The organism is Rhizobium sp. 05N430 (assembly GCF_056396985.1).
In genome coordinates, this window is the sequence record NZ_JBFTMO010000002.1 from 363,201 (window position 1) to 381,669 (window position 18,469).

An 18,469-nucleotide genomic window follows, 5' to 3' on the forward strand; every position below is an offset into this window, starting at 1 on the left:
GGCTGCGATGGGCGAGATCGTCTATTTTTCCAGCCGGTCGGAAAACACCCATCGCTTCGTCGAAAAGCTTGGCCTTCCCGCCCGGCGCATCCCCATCACTGGCGCGACGCTCGAAGCTGTCTCGCCCTACGTGTTGATCCTCCCGACTTATAGCGGCGAGGGCGGCAAGGGAGCCGTGCCCAAGCAGGTGATCCGTTTCCTGAACGATGCGGCAAACCGTTCGAACCTCCGCGGCGTGATTGCCGCGGGCAACAGCAACTTCGGCGAGACCTTCGGGCTCGCCGGCGACATCATCGCGAAGAAATGCCAGGTGCCGTACCTCTACAGGTTCGAACTCTTGGGTACGGCTGATGATGTTGCCAACGTCAAACACGGATTGGAACGATTTTGGACACGGCAGTTCTCGAGCGCCCTGTAAAGGCGCAGGCCGCGGAAACAGGGCTGGATTACCACGCGCTGAACGCGATGCTGAACCTCTATGACGAGGACGGCAAGATCCAGCTGGACAAGGACCGGCAGGCGGCGAAGCAGTATTTCCTGCAGCACGTCAACCAGAACACCGTGTTCTTCCATAATCTCCGGGAGAAGCTCGATTACCTCGTGACTGAGGGCTATTACGAGCAGGAGGTGCTGGATCAGTATTCGTTCAATTTCGTGCGCGATCTCTTCGATCACGCCTATGACAAGAAATTCCGGTTCCCGACCTTCCTCGGCGCCTTCAAATACTACACCAGCTACACGCTGAAGACCTTTGACGGAAAGCGCTATCTGGAGCGCTACGAAGACCGCATCTGCATGGTGGCACTTGCCTTGGCGCAGGGCAACGAGGCCTTAGCGCGCGACATGGTCGATGAGATCATCTCCGGCCGCTTCCAGCCGGCGACGCCGACCCTCCTCAATGCCGGCAAGAAGCAGCGCGGCGAGCTGGTCTCCTGCTTCCTGATGCGCGTTGAAGACAATATGGAATCGATCGGCCGCTCGATCAATTCGGCGCTGCAGTTGTCAAAGCGGGGCGGTGGCGTGGCACTGTCGCTGACCAACATTCGCGAAATGGGCGCGCCGATCAAGCATATCGAGAACCAGTCGTCGGGCATCATCCCGGTGATGAAGCTGCTCGAGGATGCCTTCTCCTATGCCAACCAGCTCGGCGCGCGCCAGGGGGCCGGTGCCGTCTATCTCAACGCTCACCACCCCGACATCATGCGCTTCCTCGATACCAAACGCGAAAATGCCGATGAGAAGATCCGCATCAAGACGCTGTCGCTGGGTGTCGTCATTCCTGACATCACCTTCGAGCTCGCCAAGAACAACGAGGACATGTACCTGTTCTCGCCCTATGACGTGGAACGCGTCTACGGCGTGCCGTTCACCGAGATCTCGGTGACCGAAAAATACCGCGAGATGGTGGCCGACAGCCGCATCAAGAAGAAGAAGATCAAGGCCCGCGATTTCTTCCAGATCGTCGCCGAGATCCAGTTCGAAAGCGGCTATCCCTACATCATGTTCGAGGACACGGTGAATAAGGCGAACCCGATCGCCGGACGCATCACCATGAGCAATCTGTGCTCCGAGATCCTGCAGGTCAGCGAAGCCAGCGAGTATAACGACGACCTGTCCTACAAGGTGATGGGCAAGGACATTTCCTGCAATCTCGGCTCGCTGAATATCGCTGCCGCCATGGACTCATCCGATTTCGGCAAAACGATCGAAACATCGATCCGGGCGCTGACGGCAGTTTCCGACATGAGCCACATCTCTTCGGTCCCTTCGATCGAGAAGGGCAACGACGAGAGCCACGCGATCGGCCTCGGTCAGATGAACCTGCACGGCTATCTGGCCCGCGAGCGGATCCAGTACGGCTCCGAAGAGGGCGTCGATTTCACCAACATCTACTTCTACACGGTGACCTATCACGCCATCCGCGCCTCGAACCGTCTCGCCGTCGAGCGCGGTCAGAGCTTCAAGGGCTTCGAGAATTCGAAATACGCCTCGGGCGAATATTTCGACAAGTATACCGAAACCGAGTGGAAACCGGCTACGCAGACGGTTGCCGACCTGTTCAGCAATGCCGGTATCGAAATTCCCACCCAGGAAGATTGGCTGGCACTGAAGAAGGCCGTCATGGAGGGCGGGCTCTATAACCAGAACCTGCAGGCGGTGCCGCCGACGGGGTCGATCTCCTACATCAATCACTCGACGTCATCGATCCATCCGATCGTCTCCAAGATCGAGATCCGCAAGGAAGGCAAGATCGGCCGCGTCTACTATCCCGCCGCCTTCATGACCAACGACAATCTCGACTATTACCAGGACGCCTATGAGATCGGGCCGGAGAAGATCATCGACACCTATGCGGCTGCTACCCAGCATGTCGATCAGGGCCTGTCGCTGACACTGTTCTTCCGCGACACGGCGACGACGCGCGATATCAACAAGGCGCAGATCTATGCCTGGAAGAAGGGCATCAAGACCATCTACTACATCCGCCTACGCCAGATGGCGCTGGAGGGTACGCAGGTGGAGGGATGTGTGTCGTGTACGCTGTGAGTTTTAGCTGCTGACGTTTGAGTAAGCGGCCCCCTCACCCTAGCCCTCTCCCCGAGGGGAGAGGGGATGTAGAGCGATACGCCGCCGCGGTTTCCCTTCTCCCCTCGGGGAGAAGGTGCCGGCAGGTCAGGCGCAACTCGTTGCACCGGGGATGAGGGGGCTACCAGATGAATTCGGTCCAAAGGACACACCCATGAACATGCACGCCAAGCCCGTATCCCGCGTCCGCGCCATCAACTGGAACCGCATCGAGGACGACAAGGACCTCGAAGTCTGGAACCGCCTGACCGGCAATTTCTGGCTGCCGGAAAAGGTGCCGCTGTCGAACGACATTCCCTCCTGGGCGACGCTGAAACCGGAAGAGCAGCAACTGACGATCCGGGTCTTTACCGGGCTGACGCTGCTCGACACGATCCAGAACGGCGTCGGCTCGGTGACGCTGATGGCCGATGCTTCGACCCAGCATGAAGAGGCGGTGCTTTCCAACATCTCCTTCATGGAAGCTGTGCACGCGCGCTCCTACTCGTCGATCTTCTCGACGCTGTGCTCGACACCTGACGTTGACGACGCCTATCGCTGGTCCGACGAGAACGAGTTTCTGCAAAGGAAGTCGGCGCTGATCATGGAGCAATATGCTTCCGGCGATCCCCTGAAGAAGAAGGTTGCCAGCGTCTTCCTCGAGAGCTTCCTGTTCTATTCCGGCTTCTATCTGCCGATGTACTGGTCGAGCCGCGCAAAGCTCACCAACACCGCCGACATGATCCGCCTGATCATTCGCGACGAGGCGGTGCATGGCTATTACATCGGCTACAAGTTCCAGCGCGCCGTAGAGCGCCTGCCGGAGGCCCGCCGTCAGGAGATCAAGGATTTCGCCTTCGATCTGCTGCTGGAGCTCTACGACAACGAAGCCAAGTACACCGAGGCGCTTTATGACGGTGTCGGGCTCACCGAAGACGTCAAGAAGTTCCTGCACTACAACGCCAACAAGGCGCTGATGAACCTCGGTTACGAGGCACTGTTCCCGCCGGAGGCCTGCAAGGTCAATCCGGCAATCCTCTCGGCGCTCTCGCCGAATGCCGACGAGAACCACGACTTCTTCTCTGGCTCCGGCTCGTCTTACGTCATCGGTAAGGCCGTGGCGACGGAAGACGAGGACTGGAACTTCTAGGCAACGTCAGTCGAGCGAGGCGAGGGCGGAGCTTTGGCCTCCGACTTCGACCGTCGCCGTTAGACCGGCAATCAGTTGTACTCCGTCAGGCACTTTGTCGAGATTGATGCGGACGGGAACGCGCTGCGCCAGCCGTACCCAGCTGAAGGTTGGGTTGATATTGGCCAGCAGCCCGGTTCCCGACGTGCGTTCGCGGTCCTCGATGCCGGTGGCGATGCTGTCGACATGGCCTTCCAGTGTCTGGCGATGGCCCATTAGATGGATCGTGACGCTGTCGCCGACATGGATGCGCGGCAGCTTGGTTTCTTCGAAATAGCCTTCGACGCGCAGGGAGTCGGTATCGACGAGCGCGACCTTGGCGGTGCCGGCGGTGACATAGTCGCCTGGGCGCAGGCTGAGGTTCGAAACCGTGCCGTTGACCGTTGCCTTGACGGCTGAGCGGTCAAGATTGAGCTGCGCCAGATCGCGGTTGGCGACGGCCTGCAGATAGGTGGCTTCGGCCTGGTCGGCGGCGGTGCGCGCCTGTTCCTTCTGCTGCACGGAGGCGGCGTCGCCGAGGCGCTGCTGGCGGTCGGTTTCGCGGCGGGCCTGTTCCAGCATCGCCTTTGCACCTTCCAGCGCGGCTTCGGTCTGCGCCAGAGCAATCTTGAAGCGCTCGCCATCGACGCGGAACAGCACATCACCCTTCTTGACCGATTGGTTGTCCTTGACGGCGACGTCGCTGACGAGGCCGGAAACGTCCGGTGCGATGCCGACGACGTCGGCGCGCAGACGCGCGTCGCGCGTCCAGGGTTCGTCCATGTAATGCACCCAGAGGCCGTGGCCGGCATAGGCAGCGGCGGCAACGAAGGCGAGGGTGACGATCAGGCGGGAGATTGATTTCAGCGTGTTCATGCGAAGTACCAGCGTGTCAGGGAGGAGACTGCTCCGAGAAGCAGCACATAGAGGGAGAGATCGAAGAGGCCGCGGTGCCAGACGAGCGAATAGGCGCCCAGCCAGCTCAGCCCGCGGCGGACGATCATCACGAGAAGAAGGGAAAGCACCATGAGAACGAGAAGGCGCGGCACATAGACGCCATAGAGATCGAATTCGGCAGGCATGACGGTTTACTCGGCTGCAATCTGAAGCGGGGTTGAGAGGGTTTCGGGCGTGGGCCAGTCCGGCGGCGACGCCTCAGGGAAGAGCGCCCTGCGCAGGCCGACCAGCGCATCGATATTGTCCCGGGTTTCCGTCCGTTCATGGGCAATGGTTCCGAGGCTGTCATCGATCGCGGCACGCAGTTCGTCGGGCGGATCGATTGCCTGGCCGGCATCGAGCCGGGCACGGTAGAAATCGGAGACGCCCGACAGCACGCGGCCGACGGAAAGGGCGCTTGCGCCACTGAGCTCCTTGCGCCGGGTCTGCAGCATCAGCACGTTGAAGCCGAGGCGGACGTCGGCAAAGCCATCGACCTTTTTTAGTTCGCGATCCTCGACGGCGGCGAGGCGCGGCACCAGCTGGCCGAGGCGATCGAGGATGCGGCCGGAGAGCCGCTCGTGGTCAGTGCGGCGTTCACCGGCTGCGGTCTCGGCCAGATCCCTCCAGCCGGCACGCACCAGCCGCCAGGCAGCGAGTTCGGCGCCGAAAGGGCGGGCGATCAGCGTCCACACGAGGGCAAAGCCGATTCCGGCAAGGGCCGCGACCGCCTCATTGGTGAAGGTGGTGAAGTCGGATGTGTAGCGATCCTGGAGAGCGATGAAGCTCGCGCTGTTCACCGATAGCAGCATCGCCAGCATGTTGAACTGCGGGCGGGTGATCAGCAGTCCGAGCAGCAGGAATGGCGGTGCGAAGACAACCACCAGCAGCTCATAGGAATTGACCGCCGGCAGGATCGCGAAGATGTAGATGAACGAAATGACGAGGCTCAGAGCCGACCAGATGAACATCGACCGGATGAAGGGCGCGGGCCGGTCCATCGCGGCGAAGAACGAGCAGGCGACGGCGGCCATCGTCACGAAGCCTGCACCATTCTGCCAGCCGGTGAAGATCCAGAAGAAGCAAGCGACAGCGATCCCGGCAACGACGGAACCGGCAGCGAAGGCAATCAGCGCATAGTCATAATGCCTGACGCGGCCGACCACTTGGCGGTGGCGGAAAACCGGATGCCACGGACCGGCATGGCGGCCGCTGGCGATCTCATCGCGCAGGGTCAGGCAATCGTGCCAGAGGTCGACGATCTCGCCGAGGCGGGCAAGCGCGCTGCGATAAAGCAGGGCGTTCCAGCCGGTTTCGTGGCTCTCCGAGGTCTGGACGTCATCGATGCGGCGGCGCAGGTTTGCGCCCGTGCCGTCCGGCTTGCCTTTGCCCCCCTGCTGCAACCAAGCGGCGGCATCGTTGAGCAGCGTGGAAAGCGCCGGCGGCAGCTCCTGTCCGGACGATTTCAGCGCGTGAAGACGGTCGGCAAGCGAAGAAAACAGCGGCAGCAGCATCAGCAGGCGGCCGCGCAATTCGCGTGAATGACGGACGATATCGCGGCCATTCGCATCATGGCCGAGCTGGCTGATGACGAGGTCGAGGCCTGTGACATCGGAGGCGAGCTTCTGGCGCTTCAGCGGCGTGGCGGGCGAGGCGCCTTCGCCGCGCAGGATCTCGTCGGCCCAGCTTCCGGCATCATCGAGCCAGGTGGTGATGCGCTGGCCGAGCAGCGAACTGACGCTGGCGGGGAAGATGACGGCGCTGACGATGCTGGCGCAGACGATGCCGATGATGATTTCTTCCGAACGGGCAAGTGCGGTATCGAAGACTGTCTCGGGCGAGCCGACAGAGGGCAGGGCGATCATCGGCAGCGAATAGCCGGCGAGCATGAAGACATAGCTTCGGGCACTGCGATCGAGCATCGAGATGAAGAGCAGCGTGCCGGTCCAGAGGGCGACGACCAGCGACAGAAATTCCGGAGCGTTGACGAACAGGGGAACGAAAAACACGGCTGCCGAAGCGCCGAGCAGTGTGCCGAGCGCGCGGTAGAGGCCCTTGGAGCTCGTGGCACCGGCCAGCGGATTGGCGACCACATAGACAGCCGCCATCGCCCAGTAGGGACGGGGCAGGTCGAGCGACAGCGCCACGAACAGCGCCAGCATCGATGCAAGGAAGGCCTTGCCCGAGAATAACCAGTCACGCCATCCCAATGTCACGACGCCGCCTCGATTTCCTTTTCGAGGGCGCCGGTCTGCGTCACGTCGATATTGTCGAAGGCCTGCAGCACGCGCACGGCAGCTTCAAGGTCGGCCTTGCTGACATCCTGGAGAATGCGCTCGCGAAGCTCGTCGAGCACCGCTTCCATGCGCGCCGCAAGGGCACTGCCCTCATCGGTCAGATAAAGACCCTTGGCGCGGCGATCGGCAGGATCGTCCTTGCGGACGACAAGGCCAAGTGTTTCGAGCTGATCGAGCAGCCGCACCAGCGACGGCCCCTCGATGCCGACATGGCCGGCCAGCACCACCTGGCGGACACCGCCGCCGAGGCGGCCGATCCAGAGAAGCGGGGCGGCGCAGGCCTCGGAGATTCCGTGGCTGCTGAGCGCCAAATCGACGGCGCGGCGCCACTGGCGGCCGGTCGAAAGCAGGTTGGCGGTAAAGACCCGCTGAAGGCTGTTGTAGGTATCCATGCGCCGGATATGGCATCGAATTAGATAGGATTCAAATTATTCGCTATCTATTTTATTGGCTGCGGCAATCTGGCCATGCTGGTCGGCCTTCAGCTCAGGCGTGGCTAACGGCGATCATCTCGGCAGCCTTCGAGCCGATCGCCATCGCCGGAGCGTTGGTGTTGCCCGAAGGAATGAAGGGAATGATCGAGCAATCGATGACCCGAAGGCCTTCGATGCCCCGCACACGAAGGTCGCTGCCGACGACCGCCATGGGGTCGCTGTCCGGCCCCATGCGCAGGCTACCGGAGGGATGGTAGTTGGTCTTGACCGTCTGCCCGGCAAATTTCGTCAGGGCCTCTTCATCCTGGATGGCGCGGCCGGGAAGGATCTCCATGTCGATCTTGGACAGGAAAGGCTCGGTTTCCAGCAACCGGCGCGCTGTCTTCAGCGATGCCAGTGTCAGCCTCAGATCATCGGGATCGCCGAAGAAGTTGCAATCGATCAGCGGCTGGTCGGCAGGATTGGCGGAGCGCAGCCGGACGCTGCCACGCGCCTTCGGCCTGAGAAGGCATGAGGTGAAGGTCACGCCCCAGGTGGGTTTGGCCGAGGAGACGTCGCGGTCGAGATAGACGATCGGAGCACAATAGAGCTGGATCGTCGGCCGCTCGCCACCATCCGGATCATAGAACAGGCAGGATTCGATCCCCGTTGTCGTCACCGGCCCGGAATCGAAGAACAGATATTGCAGGCCGTTGCGGATCATCGGCCAGCCCTTGTCCTCGCCGAAATATCCGGATTTGCCCCTGGTCGTCGCGATCACCGGGACTTCGTGATGATCCTGAAGATTGGCGCCGACGCCTGGAATGTCGGCTGCAACGGCAATCCCGTGCTGGCGAAGGTGATCGGCCGGACCGAGGCCCGACAGCATCATCAGCTTGGCACTGTTATAGGTACCGGCCGCAACCAGCACCTCCCGGCCTGCCATCGCCGTCTGCGTCTCGCCACCCCTGGTGTAGACGATGCCGCGGGCGCGGCCGTTTTCGATGAGGATGCGGTCGACCCGCGCGCCGGTGATGATCTGCAGCCGCTCGTCCTTTGCCAGGGGATCGAGGAATGCCTTCTTGGCGTCGGAGCGCTCGGTACGCCGGCCCCATTTGGCGAATGTGTGCTGCATGATGCCGACGCCGTTCTGGCGCTCGCCATTGAAATCCGGATTGTAGGAATGGCCGAGCCCCTGGGCGGCCCGGATGAAATCCTCGGTCGTATCCGAAATATGCTTCGGCTCGGAAACGCGAAGCTCACCCGATATGCCGTGATAGGCGTTGTTGAAGCGGCTATTGGCCTCGATGCCGGTAAAGTGTGGCAGCATGTCTGCGTAGGACCACTCGCTGCCATTGCCGAGATAGCGCGCCCAGCCGTCATAGTCTTCCTTCTGGCCCCGCATGTAGACCATCGCATTGACCGCGCTGCCGCCACCGAGTGCCTTGGCGACAGGCACGATCGGCCCGCGGCCGCCAAGCTGCGGCTGGGGAACGGTATGATGCATTTCAAGAAAATCGTCGCGGGCGAGGTATTTCATGTAGCCCGCCGGAAAGGACATCAGCTTCGCCGTCTGGCTTGGGCCACGCTCGACGATCAGGACCGAAAAGCCGAAATCGCGCACCAGCCGCACGGCCGCCACCGATGCCGCCGATCCGCCGCCGGCGATGATGAAATCGAATTCGCGCGCCATCTGTCCTCCCGGTGGGCCTGCCCGTCTTGTCTCTTCAGATCGCGGTGAAGCCGTTGTCGACGAAGAGGTGGACGCCGTTGACGAAATTGGAGTCGTCGCTGGCCAGATAGAGTGCAGCACGCGCCACGTCTTCGGGCTCACCGATGCGCCCCTGCTGGGCGGCGATTGCCTCGTCCGACACATCGACGCCGAGCGCCTGCAGTTCCTTGACCTCGCGCAACCCATGCGGCGTGCGGATGAAGCCCGGGCAGACGGCATTGCAGCGGATGTTGCGGTCGCGGAACTCGACGGCAATGGCCCGGGCAAACATGTGCACGGCGCCCTTGGTCGTGTCGTAGAGTACTTCCATCGGCGTTGCCGCGACGGCGGAGATCGACGAGGTGCAGACGATCGAGCCGCCGCCTGCTGCGATCATCTTCGGCAGGACCGCCTTGGTCATCAGGAACATCGAGCGCACGTTGACGCCGTGCAGCCACTCCCATTCCTCGAGCGTGGTTTCGAGGAACGGCTTGATGACGATCGTTCCGGCATGATTGAAGAGGACGGTGACGGCGCCGAACTTGTCTTCCACACCTCTGACGGCATCGTTGACGGCCGTCTCATTGGAGACGTCGGCCACCCAGTAGTCGGCGACACCGCCGGCGTCGCGGATCGCCTTTGCGGTTTCTGCGGCTGCCTCCTCGTTCCGGTCGATGATCGCCACCTTGGCGCCCTCGGCGGCAAAGAGTTTCGAGGCTGCTCCGCCCATGCCTGTCGCCCCGCCGGAAATGATCGCAATCTTGCCTGCCAGTCTTCCAGCCATGGTGAGGTCTCCTCGATGGGGTGTGAATAACGGTTGGGGATCAGTTTGCCGTGGAAATTCCCGATGAGCGCAGGTCACGGCGGAAATCGGATGGCGACATGCCGGCGATGTGACGGAAGGATTTGTTAAAGGCGCTGATCGAGCCAAAGCCGCTATCCATGGCCACCTGCAGCACGTTCGCCTCCTCGCTCATCAGCATCGCCTGGGCGCGCGAGAGCCGCAGCAGGTTGACGTATTTGCTGAGCGTCATGCCGGTCGACTTCTTGAAGAGGTTCATCGCATATTTCGGATGGAGATCGGCGGCGCGGGCGATGTCGATCGTGTCGATGTCTTCCATGAAATTGGCGGCGATGAAATCGCACATGCGCGCCACGTTGCGCGACGACTGGGCGTAGGGCGGATCGTTTTCGGCCAGCTGCGTGCTGAGCCCGATCATCGAATAGGGTTCCAGCAGGATGCGCTCGATGCGCAGCAGCAGTTCGTCCACCGCATGCTGCGACTTTGCCGCATCGCCTGATGTCGCATAGCGGTGCCAGCGCGCGAAATTCTCGCTGTCGGCGGCGTCTGTCGCCGAGGTCAGCATGGTGGCGCCGCGCATCAGCTGGCTGGAAATGGTGACCGGCAGGCGCATGCGGAAGAAATAGACGAGCGGCAGGTGGGCGCCCGCATAAATCGAATCATCGGACGATTCGTCCATCTGATGCGGCTGGCCGCCCCAGAACAGGCACATCTCGCCGGCGTTGAGCGAAAATTCGTGGTCGTTCATGCGATAATGCACGCTGCCATGCATCACGAAATTGACCTCGACCTGCGCGTGCCAGTGCGGCATGGCCATGACGGGCGGATGGGCGTGGAACATTTGAAGCGCGGTGGGCAGCCCCTCGATGCTGCTCGCACCGGGCTGATAGATGGCTCTTTGCGCAACCTTACTTTCCGCCAAATCCATATTCCCTTTTTAGGAGACAGCCGGTGCCTTCCGGTTAGTGTAGGCACGTTCGCTAAGGGACGGCAATTGAAAAGGGAGGATTTTCAATGCGCTTCAATCTTATCGGTGCGACGGCTGCTGTCGCGCTGCTTGCTTCCGGCTCCGCATATGCAGAGCAGGGCACGCTCACCATCTGGAGCTGGAACGTCGCCGCATCGGCGCTGAAATCCACTGTGGAAGGCTTCAACAAGAAATACCCTGACGTCAAAGTCGATGTGCAGGATCTCGGCAACCAGCAGGTCTTCGACAAGATGCTGGCAGCCTGCGCCGCCGGAGGAGACGGCCTGCCTGACATCGTCACGGTCGAGAATTTCGAAGCGGAAATCTTCTGGAACCGCTTCCCCGACTGCTTCACCAACCTGAAGGACCTCGGCTACAACGCCGACATCCAAGCCAAATTCCCCGACTTCAAGCGTACCGAACTCGAAGTGGGCGATGTGGCCTATGCCATGCCGTGGGACTCCGGCCCGGTTGCGGTGTTCTACCGCCGCGACTTCTATGAAAAGGCTGGCGTCGATCCGACGACGATCAAGACATGGGACGATTTCATCGCCGCCGGCAAGAAGATCTCGGCCGCCAATCCTGGCGTCGTCATGGCGCAGGCCGACTTCAACGGCGACAGCGAATGGTTCCGGATGATTTCCAACGAGCAGGGCTGCGGCTACTTCTCCGAGGATGGTCAATCGATCACCATCAACAAGCCTGCCTGCGTCGCGACTTTGGACAAGGTCAAGCAGATGAAGGATGCCGGCACGCTGACGGCCGCCATCTGGGACGAAAAGATCCAGGCGAATACCGCTGGCAAGGTGGCCAGCCAGATGTATGGCGGCTGGTATGAAGGCACGATCCGCTCCGGCTCGCCCGATCTGTCCGGCAAGTGGGGCGTCTACATGATGCCGAGCCTGACGGCGGACGGCCCGCATGCGGCCAATCTCGGCGGTTCGTCGCTCGCGATCGCCGCCAATTCCGAAAACAAGGAAGCGGCCTGGAACTACATCAACTACTCGCTTGGCACCAATGAGGGCCAGGTGACGATGCTGAAGTCCTTCGGCCTCGTACCGTCGCTTCTCTCGGCCGTGCAGGATCCGTTCGTCAACGAACCGCAGCCCTATTGGGGCGGTCAGAAGGTCTGGGCCGATATTCTCTCGACCCTGCCGAAGATCGTGCCGAGCCGCGGCACGCAGTACCAGACGGATGCGGATGCCATCTACAAGGCAGCGCAGACCAAATACTTCGCCGGTGGTTTCCCGGATGCCAAGGCGGCGCTTGACGACGCTGCCAAGCAGATCGCCACCGCGACGGGTCTTCCGATCGCAGAATAAGTGACGAAGCCGGGCGCTTTGCGGCGCCCGGTTCTCCATCCCCCGGGATGGCTCGTTGCGTCTGTGAGGAGGAAAACATGCCGATCCGCAACCGGAGCGCTTATGCGTTCCTCGCGCCCTATCTCATCGTCTTCGCCACCTTCTGGGTGTGGCCGATCATCAGTTCGTTTCTGATCTCGTTTCAGAACACGCGCGTCAATCCGTGGAAATTCAGCCTCTCGGCCAATTGGGGGCGCCTGTTCGGCGACCCGGCTTTCTACAACGCGCTCTACAACACGCTGATCATCCTGGTCATCCAGGTGCCGGTGATGATCGCGATCGCCACCGTCATGGCGGTGCTCCTGAATTCGCCGCTCCTGAAGCTGCGGCCGCTCTTCCGTTTTGCTTTCTTTGCGCCCGTCGTCGTCGGCGAAGTCGCCTATGCGGCGGTCTTCCGGCTGATGTTCAGCATCGATTTCGGCATCGTCAACAAGCTGATCACCTCGGTCGGCCTGCCGGCGGTCTCCTGGTTCGACAATGCCAATGCCGCGATGGCGCTCGTCATCATCGCCGTGACCTGGCGCTGGGCAGGCTATAACGCCATCATCATTCTCGCCGGGCTACAATCGATCCCTGAGGATGTCTACGAGGCTGCGACGCTCGACCGGGTCAGCAAGACGCAGCAGTTCTTCCACATCACACTGCCGCTCTTGAAGCCGATCATTCTGTTCTGCGTCGTTCTCTCGGTCATCGGCACGATGCAGCTCTTCACCGAACCGTTCTTGATCACCAATCGCGGCGGTCCGGGTGGCGGCACCGAGACACTCGGCCTGCTGCTCTACCGCCAGGGATTCCTGTCGCTGAATTTCGGTTATGCGTCAGCCGTGGCTTACACAATAGCGGCACTGGCGGTTGCGATCTCGTTGCTCAACCTGTGGGTCGGGAGGGAAGCGAAATGAAATCCAAGTCGCAATCGCTGCTGTTGAGGCGGATCGCGCTGCATGCGGTGCTGACACCGCTGGCGATCATCTGGCTGTTCCCGCTGTGGATGATGTTCATCTTCTCGACCATGCCCGACTACGGCATCTTCAGCCCCGAGATCGTGCTGCTTCCGTCGACGAACTTCATTGCCAACTTCCAGGATCTGGAAGCGCAGACCGGCTTCACCCGGGCGATGTTCACCTCGATCTCGGTGGCTATCATCTACACCATTCTGTCGGTGCTGCTGACCTCGATGGCGGGCTGGGCGCTGGCGCGCTACCGCTTCGCCGGGCGTTCCGTCGTCGTCGCCATCATTCTCGGCACCATCACGCTGCCCTTCGCGGTCGTGGTCATTCCGCAGTTCATCATGGTGGCGCGAGAGTTCAAGCTGGCGAATACCTGGGTGGCGCTGATCGTTCCGCCGCTCTTTAACTCGCTCGGCGTGCTCTTCATGCGCCAGTCTTTCTCGATGATGCCGAACGAGCTTTTCGATGCGGCACGCGTCGAAGGCGTCAAGGAATGGCAGATCTTCCTGCGCATTGCCCTGCCGCTGGCGCGGCCGACCATGGCGGCGCTGTCGATCATCCTCTTCCTGGTCTCGTGGAACAATTATCTCTGGCCGCTGCTGATCAACTCCAGGCCGGCGATGATGACCGCACCCGTGGCGCTCGGCACGCTGATCGGCCTGACCAAGGTCTCCTGGGGCGGCATCATGGCGGGGGCAACGATGCTCACCGCGCCGATCCTCGTCATCTTCGTGCTCCTGCAGCGCCACTTCATCGCTGGCATTGCTGCCGGCGCAATCAAATAATCGGGGAGCCGCATGGCAGAGCTTTCACTCAGAAACGTCGTCAAACGCTATGGTGCGCTGGAGATCATCCATGGCGCCAATCTGGAGGTCAAGGACGGCGAGTTTGTCGTCTTCGTCGGACCATCGGGCTGCGGCAAGTCCACGCTGTTGCGCATGATCGCCGGGCTGGAGGACATCTCCGGTGGCGAGATCGATATCGGCGGCAAGGTGGTCAATGACGTCGAGCCCGCCGACCGCGGCATCGCCATGGTCTTCCAGTCCTACGCGCTCTATCCGCATATGACGGTGGCCGAAAACCTCTCCTTCGGCCTGCGGATGAATGGCAATCCGAAGGAAGATACCGAGAAACGCGTCCGCCACGCAGCCGGGATCCTGCAGATCAACGAGCTGATGCAGCGCCGCCCCAAGCAGCTTTCCGGCGGCCAGCGCCAGCGCGTGGCGATCGGCCGGGCGATCGTGCGAGAGCCCAAGGTCTTCCTGTTCGACGAGCCACTGTCCAACCTCGATGCCGAGCTGCGTGTGCAGATGCGCGTCGAGATTTCGAGGCTGCACAAGCAGCTCGGCACGACGATGATCTACGTCACACACGACCAGACCGAAGCGATGACACTGGCCGACAAGATCGTCGTGCTCAGGGCTGGCAATATCGAGCAGGTCGGCGCGCCGCTCGATCTCTACGACGATCCGGCAAACCAGTTCGTCGCCGGTTTCGTCGGCTCCCCGAAGATGAACTTTTTGAAGGCCATCGTGACGGGCAGGGACGCCGCGGGACTGACCATCGCGCTTGCCGCAGACCGGACCGTCCGTTTGACCTTGCCGCTGACTGCGGCGCTATCTGACGGAACCGACGTGACGCTCGGCGTCCGCCCCGAGCATTTCGGTGATTCCGGCAAGGGTGACGCCGATATGACCGTCAGCGTCGATGTCGCCGAGCATCTCGGCAATACCAGCTACATTTACGCGACGCTCGGCGGCGAGCAGCTGATCATCGAGCGGCCGGAATCCCGCACCACCGGCAATCGCGACAGCCTGGCCGTCTCGTTGTCGGCCAAACGCACATTTCTGTTCGACAGCGCGGGCCAACGTCTGCGCTGACATTGCAATCCCAAGACGACCACATCGAAAGAGGAATAGTCATGAGTTCAGAGCAAACGATCCGCTGGGGCATCATCGGCCCCGGCACCATCGCCCGTACCTTTGCGGATGGCATCGCGCATTCGCGGACCGGCAAGCTTGTGGCGATCGCGACGCGCAATCCCGACAAGCCGGGCCTCGGCGACGGCTTCCCGGGCGCGCGTATCGTCAAGGGCTATGACGCGCTGCTCACCGATCCCGAGATTGATGCGATCTATATCGCCACGCCGCATACCGGCCATGCCGAGTGGGCGATCAAGGCGATCCGCGCGGGCAAGCACGTGCTCGTTGAAAAGCCGATCGCGCTCTCCGCTTACGATGCGGACGCGATCTATCACGAGGCGAAGAAGGCCGGCGTCTTTGCCGGTGAAGCCTTCATGTACCGCGTCCATCCGCAGACGGCGAAGATCGTCGAGCTGGTGAAGAGCGGCGTCATCGGCACGGTCCGCATCATCCGCTCCAGCTTCGGTTTCAACATGGGAAGCTTCAAGCCCGAGCACCGGCTGTTTTCCAACGATACCGCAGGCGGCGGCATTCTCGATGTCGGCGGATATCCGGTCTCCATGGCGCGGCTGATTGCCGGTGCTGCCGAAGGCAAGCCGTTCCTTGAGCCCGAGAAGGTCTCGGGCGTCGCCCATCTCGGCCAGTCCGGTGTCGATGAGTGGGCCTCGGCGGTGCTGAAATTCCCGAACTCGATCATCGCCGAAGTGTCCTGCTCGATCATGGCGAACCAGGACAACACGCTGCGCATTATCGGCTCGGACGGCCGTATCGAGGTCAAGGATTTCTGGTTCGCGTCTGGCCACAAGGGCGGCACCGGCAAGATCGAGATCTTCAAGGGCAACGAGCAGGAGACGATCGAGGTCAAGGAAGACCGCTGGCTCTATTCGTTCGAGGTGGATGCCGCCGGCGATGCGATCCGCGCTGGACAGCATGAGTTCACCTCGCCGGGCATGAGCTGGGCGGATTCCGTCGGCAATCTCCGGGTTCTTGATCAGTGGCGCGCGTCGGTCGGCCTGGAATACGGGGTCGAGAAGGCAACGAAGCGGACGCTCAATCTCGCAGGCGCTCCGGTCAAGCTCGGCAACAGCATTCCGAAGCGCGAAATCCCGGGCATCCTGAAACCGGCTTCGGTGGTGACGCTCGGCTTCGAGTTCTTCCCGAACTTCGCTTCGGCATCGCTGACGCTGGACGCCTTCTACGAGGCAGGCGGCAATGCGTTCGATACGGCTTACGTTTATGGCGGCGGCAAGACCGAAAGCATTTTCGGCGACTGGCACACCAGCCGCGATGTATCGCGCGACGAGATCGTGCTGATCGGCAAGGGCGCGCACTCGCCGCTTTGCTATCCAGATATGATCGCCAAGCAGCTCGACCAGTCGCTCGATCGTCTCAAGACAGACTATGTCGACATCTACTTCATGCATCGCGACAACACCGCCGTTCCGGTCGGCGAGTTCGTCGATGCGATGGATGCCGAGGTGAAGCGTGGCCGCATCCGCGGCATTTTCGGCGGATCGAACTGGACGCGCGCCCGCATGGAAGAGGCGATCGCCTATGCCGACAAGAACCGCAAGACGGCACCGGCTGCTCTTTCCAACAACTTCTCGCTGGCCGAGATGCTGGATCCGATCTGGGCCGGTTGTGTTACGTCTTCCGACGACGAGTGGAAGGCGTGGCTGAACAAGAAGCAGATCCCGAACTTCGCCTGGTCGAGCCAGGGCCGCGGCTTCTTCACCGACCGTGCGGGACGCGACAAGCATGACGACGAGGAAATCGTCCGTTGCTGGTATTCGGACCGCAATTTCGAGCGCCGCGACCGGGCAATCGAGCTTGCAAACAAGCTTGGCCGCAGCCCGATCCACATCGCGCTCGCCTATGTCATCGCCCAGCCATTCCCGGTCATTCCGCTGATCGGGCCGCGGACGATCGCCGAGCTGGAGGACAGCCTCTCCGCGCTCGATATCAAGTTGACGCCAGAGCAGGTGAAGTGGCTGGAAGGCTGATCTGAGTTGGCGAGGCGCGCTATAATGGCGCGCCCCGCAATTTTCCAAACTACTCCTCGCGGAACGCCCGGTTGAACTGATCCGTCAGTGGCTTGGCGAGGAAAGACATTGCCGTGCGCTCTTCAGTCGAGACGAAGACTTCGACAGGCATGCCCGGCAAAAGCCTGTTGGCACCGAGCTTTGCCATTTCTGCCGGAGGCACGGCAACATCGGCGAGATAGAAGATCTGACCCGTGGCAGGATCGGTGCTGGTTGCCGCCGAGACATAGGCGATGTTACCCTTCAACTCCGGCGTTGCGCGCTGATTGAAGGCGGAGAAACGCATTCTCGCGTCCTGGCCGACCGAAATCTGATCGATATCGGTGGGCGCAAGTCTCGCCTGTATCTTAAGCGCCGCGTCGGCGGGCACCAGGGTCAGAAGCTTTTCTGCCGGGGTGATGACGCCGCCGATCGTGTGGACGAAAAGCTCGTTGACGGTTCCCGAGAGCGGTGCGCGGATATCGGTCCTCGACAGCCGATCCTCGACGGCGACCCGACGCTCCCTCAATTCCGACAGCTTCGGCTCGACGACGCTCAGTTCGCGCTGCGCCTCTGTCCGGGCCGCCTCGTCGATGGCGATGATCTGCACCTGGATCTCGCTCATGCGTGCCCGCGACCGGGCGATATTGGCCTGAATCTCCCCGCTCTCGCCAGTCAGTTTCGCGAGTTCACGGTCGATGAAATATTTGCGGGATGTATCGATCAGCTTCTTGTCGGCGAGGCCCTTGATCTTGGTGTGTTCGGTTTTCACCAGTTCGAGCTCGCCGGTCTTGGCGTCATGCTGGGCGACCAGGCCTTTCAACTCCTCCTCGAGTTGCGAAATGCCATACTGAAGCTGCTGCTTCTGGTTCTGCCGGTTCTTGCGGTTACCATCGAAGAGACGGCGTTCGCCCGCCGCAATGGCAGGAAACTCCGTCCCGAAATCGGCCGGGAAGGTGATGGCCTCCTCATTGTCGCGCTCGCCGATCAGCCGCGCCTGGCGCGCCGTCAGTTCGATCAGCTGCGCCTTGACGATCGAGAGCTCCGCGCGAGTCTGGGCGTCATCGAGGCGCAGCATGATCTGTCCCTTGGTAACGACATCGCCCTCCTTGATGGCAATTTCGCTGACGATGCCGCCATCGCGATGCTGGATCGACTTCAGGTTCCGGTCCACCATGATGACGCCCGGGGCGATGATCGCGCCCCTGAGCTGCGTCGTCGCCGCCCATCCTCCAGCCCCGGCAAACAGCAGCACGCCAAGCGCCATGCCGGCGAGAACGCGGGCAGTCACAGGAAATGTATTGTTGTCCTCAGGTGAAAGTGCGGCCTGGGATCTTTGCTGGTTTCTAGACATGTCTT

General features: G+C 61.6%; 16 protein-coding genes. 8 read left to right on the plus strand and 8 right to left on the minus strand.

The window, feature by feature from the left end; all coding sequences use genetic code 11:
- Positions 1 to 7: 7 nt before the first annotated feature.
- The 3 genes from nrdI (at position 8) to nrdF (ending at position 3,715) form a co-directional block, all read left to right on the plus strand.
- Positions 8 to 418, plus strand: coding sequence for a class Ib ribonucleoside-diphosphate reductase assembly flavoprotein NrdI (gene nrdI, locus AC1DJO_RS05515; protein ID WP_112388639.1), 411 nt, complete (start codon positions 8 to 10; stop codon positions 416 to 418).
- Entirely contained in the window at positions 388 to 2,547 is a 2,160-nt protein-coding gene (gene nrdE / locus AC1DJO_RS05520; RefSeq protein WP_477969499.1) for a class 1b ribonucleoside-diphosphate reductase subunit alpha, read from the plus strand. Before nrdI ends, nrdE begins: the two co-directional genes overlap by 31 nt.
- Before the next feature lie 193 nt (positions 2,548 to 2,740).
- On the plus strand, positions 2,741 to 3,715 hold the full coding sequence (nrdF, locus tag AC1DJO_RS05525; RefSeq protein WP_112388637.1) for a class 1b ribonucleoside-diphosphate reductase subunit beta: 975 nt from the start codon (positions 2,741 to 2,743) through the stop codon (positions 3,713 to 3,715).
- A 6-nt stretch (positions 3,716 to 3,721) separates the two neighbouring features.
- On the opposite strand, the gene AC1DJO_RS05530 is transcribed toward nrdF, so the two are convergent.
- The 7 genes from AC1DJO_RS05530 to AC1DJO_RS05560 form a co-directional block, all read right to left on the minus strand.
- Positions 3,722 to 4,609, minus strand: coding sequence for an efflux RND transporter periplasmic adaptor subunit (locus tag AC1DJO_RS05530; protein ID WP_112388636.1), 888 nt, complete (start codon positions 4,607 to 4,609; stop codon positions 3,722 to 3,724).
- Positions 4,606 to 4,815, minus strand: a complete 210-nt coding sequence (locus AC1DJO_RS05535) for a DUF1656 domain-containing protein (protein WP_112388635.1) — start codon at positions 4,813 to 4,815, stop codon at positions 4,606 to 4,608. The genes AC1DJO_RS05530 and AC1DJO_RS05535 overlap by 4 nt, the downstream gene beginning before the upstream one ends.
- A gap of 6 nt (positions 4,816 to 4,821) precedes the next feature.
- Positions 4,822 to 6,831: an FUSC family protein gene (locus AC1DJO_RS05540; protein ID WP_405049565.1), complete on the minus strand. Its 2,010-nt coding sequence runs from the start codon at positions 6,829 to 6,831 to the stop codon at positions 4,822 to 4,824.
- A 50-nt stretch (positions 6,832 to 6,881) separates the two neighbouring features.
- Entirely contained in the window at positions 6,882 to 7,358 is a 477-nt protein-coding gene (locus AC1DJO_RS05545; RefSeq protein ID WP_112388633.1) for a MarR family winged helix-turn-helix transcriptional regulator, read from the minus strand.
- Positions 7,359 to 7,452: 94 nt separating this feature from the next.
- Entirely contained in the window at positions 7,453 to 9,072 is a 1,620-nt protein-coding gene (locus AC1DJO_RS05550; RefSeq protein ID WP_112388632.1) for a GMC family oxidoreductase, read from the minus strand.
- A 34-nt stretch (positions 9,073 to 9,106) separates the two neighbouring features.
- On the minus strand, positions 9,107 to 9,874 hold the full coding sequence (locus tag AC1DJO_RS05555) for an SDR family NAD(P)-dependent oxidoreductase (protein WP_112388631.1): 768 nt from the start codon (positions 9,872 to 9,874) through the stop codon (positions 9,107 to 9,109).
- A 40-nt stretch (positions 9,875 to 9,914) separates the two neighbouring features.
- Complete coding sequence (locus AC1DJO_RS05560) at positions 9,915 to 10,820, minus strand: helix-turn-helix domain-containing protein (RefSeq protein WP_112388630.1); 906 nt, start codon at positions 10,818 to 10,820, stop codon at positions 9,915 to 9,917.
- An 86-nt stretch (positions 10,821 to 10,906) separates the two neighbouring features.
- Here AC1DJO_RS05560 and AC1DJO_RS05565 point away from each other — a divergent pair, with 86 nt between their 5' ends.
- From AC1DJO_RS05565 to AC1DJO_RS05585, 5 genes are all read left to right on the plus strand, one after another.
- Positions 10,907 to 12,181: an ABC transporter substrate-binding protein gene (locus AC1DJO_RS05565; RefSeq protein WP_112388629.1), complete on the plus strand. Its 1,275-nt coding sequence runs from the start codon at positions 10,907 to 10,909 to the stop codon at positions 12,179 to 12,181.
- A gap of 77 nt (positions 12,182 to 12,258) precedes the next feature.
- Positions 12,259 to 13,119, plus strand: coding sequence for a carbohydrate ABC transporter permease (locus tag AC1DJO_RS05570; protein ID WP_112388628.1), 861 nt, complete (start codon positions 12,259 to 12,261; stop codon positions 13,117 to 13,119).
- Positions 13,116 to 13,952 (plus strand): carbohydrate ABC transporter permease, encoded by an 837-nt coding sequence (locus AC1DJO_RS05575; protein ID WP_112388627.1) that lies wholly within the window; start codon positions 13,116 to 13,118, stop codon positions 13,950 to 13,952. Before AC1DJO_RS05570 ends, AC1DJO_RS05575 begins: the two co-directional genes overlap by 4 nt.
- A gap of 12 nt (positions 13,953 to 13,964) precedes the next feature.
- Positions 13,965 to 15,047, plus strand: coding sequence for an ABC transporter ATP-binding protein (locus AC1DJO_RS05580; RefSeq protein WP_112388626.1), 1,083 nt, complete (start codon positions 13,965 to 13,967; stop codon positions 15,045 to 15,047).
- A 41-nt stretch (positions 15,048 to 15,088) separates the two neighbouring features.
- Entirely contained in the window at positions 15,089 to 17,092 is a 2,004-nt protein-coding gene (locus AC1DJO_RS05585) for an aldo/keto reductase (RefSeq protein WP_112388625.1), read from the plus strand.
- A gap of 49 nt (positions 17,093 to 17,141) precedes the next feature.
- On the opposite strand, the gene AC1DJO_RS05590 is transcribed toward AC1DJO_RS05585, so the two are convergent.
- Complete coding sequence (locus AC1DJO_RS05590; RefSeq protein ID WP_112444132.1) at positions 17,142 to 18,464, minus strand: HlyD family type I secretion periplasmic adaptor subunit; 1,323 nt, start codon at positions 18,462 to 18,464, stop codon at positions 17,142 to 17,144.
- Between the last annotated feature and the right edge of the window lie 5 nt (positions 18,465 to 18,469).

Excerpts from the sequence above, each read along its gene's own strand:
- nrdI (WP_112388639.1), top strand. The coding sequence starts at position 8 with ATGGGCGAGATCGTCTATTTTTCCAGCCGGTCGGAAAACACCCATCGC.
- nrdF (WP_112388637.1), top strand. The coding sequence starts at position 2,741 with ATGAACATGCACGCCAAGCCCGTATCCCGCGTCCGCGCCATCAACTGG.
- AC1DJO_RS05530 (WP_112388636.1), bottom strand. The coding sequence starts at position 4,609 with ATGAACACGCTGAAATCAATCTCCCGCCTGATCGTCACCCTCGCCTTC.
- AC1DJO_RS05535 (WP_112388635.1), bottom strand. The coding sequence starts at position 4,815 with ATGCCTGCCGAATTCGATCTCTATGGCGTCTATGTGCCGCGCCTTCTC.
- AC1DJO_RS05540 (WP_405049565.1), bottom strand. The coding sequence starts at position 6,831 with ATGCTGGCGCTGTTCGTGGCGCTGTCGCTCGACCTGCCCCGTCCCTAC.
- AC1DJO_RS05545 (WP_112388633.1), bottom strand. The coding sequence starts at position 7,358 with ATGGATACCTACAACAGCCTTCAGCGGGTCTTTACCGCCAACCTGCTT.
- AC1DJO_RS05550 (WP_112388632.1), bottom strand. The coding sequence starts at position 9,072 with ATGGCGCGCGAATTCGATTTCATCATCGCCGGCGGCGGATCGGCGGCA.
- AC1DJO_RS05555 (WP_112388631.1), bottom strand. The coding sequence starts at position 9,874 with ATGGCTGGAAGACTGGCAGGCAAGATTGCGATCATTTCCGGCGGGGCG.
- AC1DJO_RS05560 (WP_112388630.1), bottom strand. The coding sequence starts at position 10,820 with ATGGATTTGGCGGAAAGTAAGGTTGCGCAAAGAGCCATCTATCAGCCC.
- AC1DJO_RS05565 (WP_112388629.1), top strand. The coding sequence starts at position 10,907 with ATGCGCTTCAATCTTATCGGTGCGACGGCTGCTGTCGCGCTGCTTGCT.
- AC1DJO_RS05570 (WP_112388628.1), top strand. The coding sequence starts at position 12,259 with ATGCCGATCCGCAACCGGAGCGCTTATGCGTTCCTCGCGCCCTATCTC.
- AC1DJO_RS05575 (WP_112388627.1), top strand. The coding sequence starts at position 13,116 with ATGAAATCCAAGTCGCAATCGCTGCTGTTGAGGCGGATCGCGCTGCAT.
- AC1DJO_RS05580 (WP_112388626.1), top strand. The coding sequence starts at position 13,965 with ATGGCAGAGCTTTCACTCAGAAACGTCGTCAAACGCTATGGTGCGCTG.
- AC1DJO_RS05585 (WP_112388625.1), top strand. The coding sequence starts at position 15,089 with ATGAGTTCAGAGCAAACGATCCGCTGGGGCATCATCGGCCCCGGCACC.
- AC1DJO_RS05590 (WP_112444132.1), bottom strand. The coding sequence starts at position 18,464 with ATGTCTAGAAACCAGCAAAGATCCCAGGCCGCACTTTCACCTGAGGAC.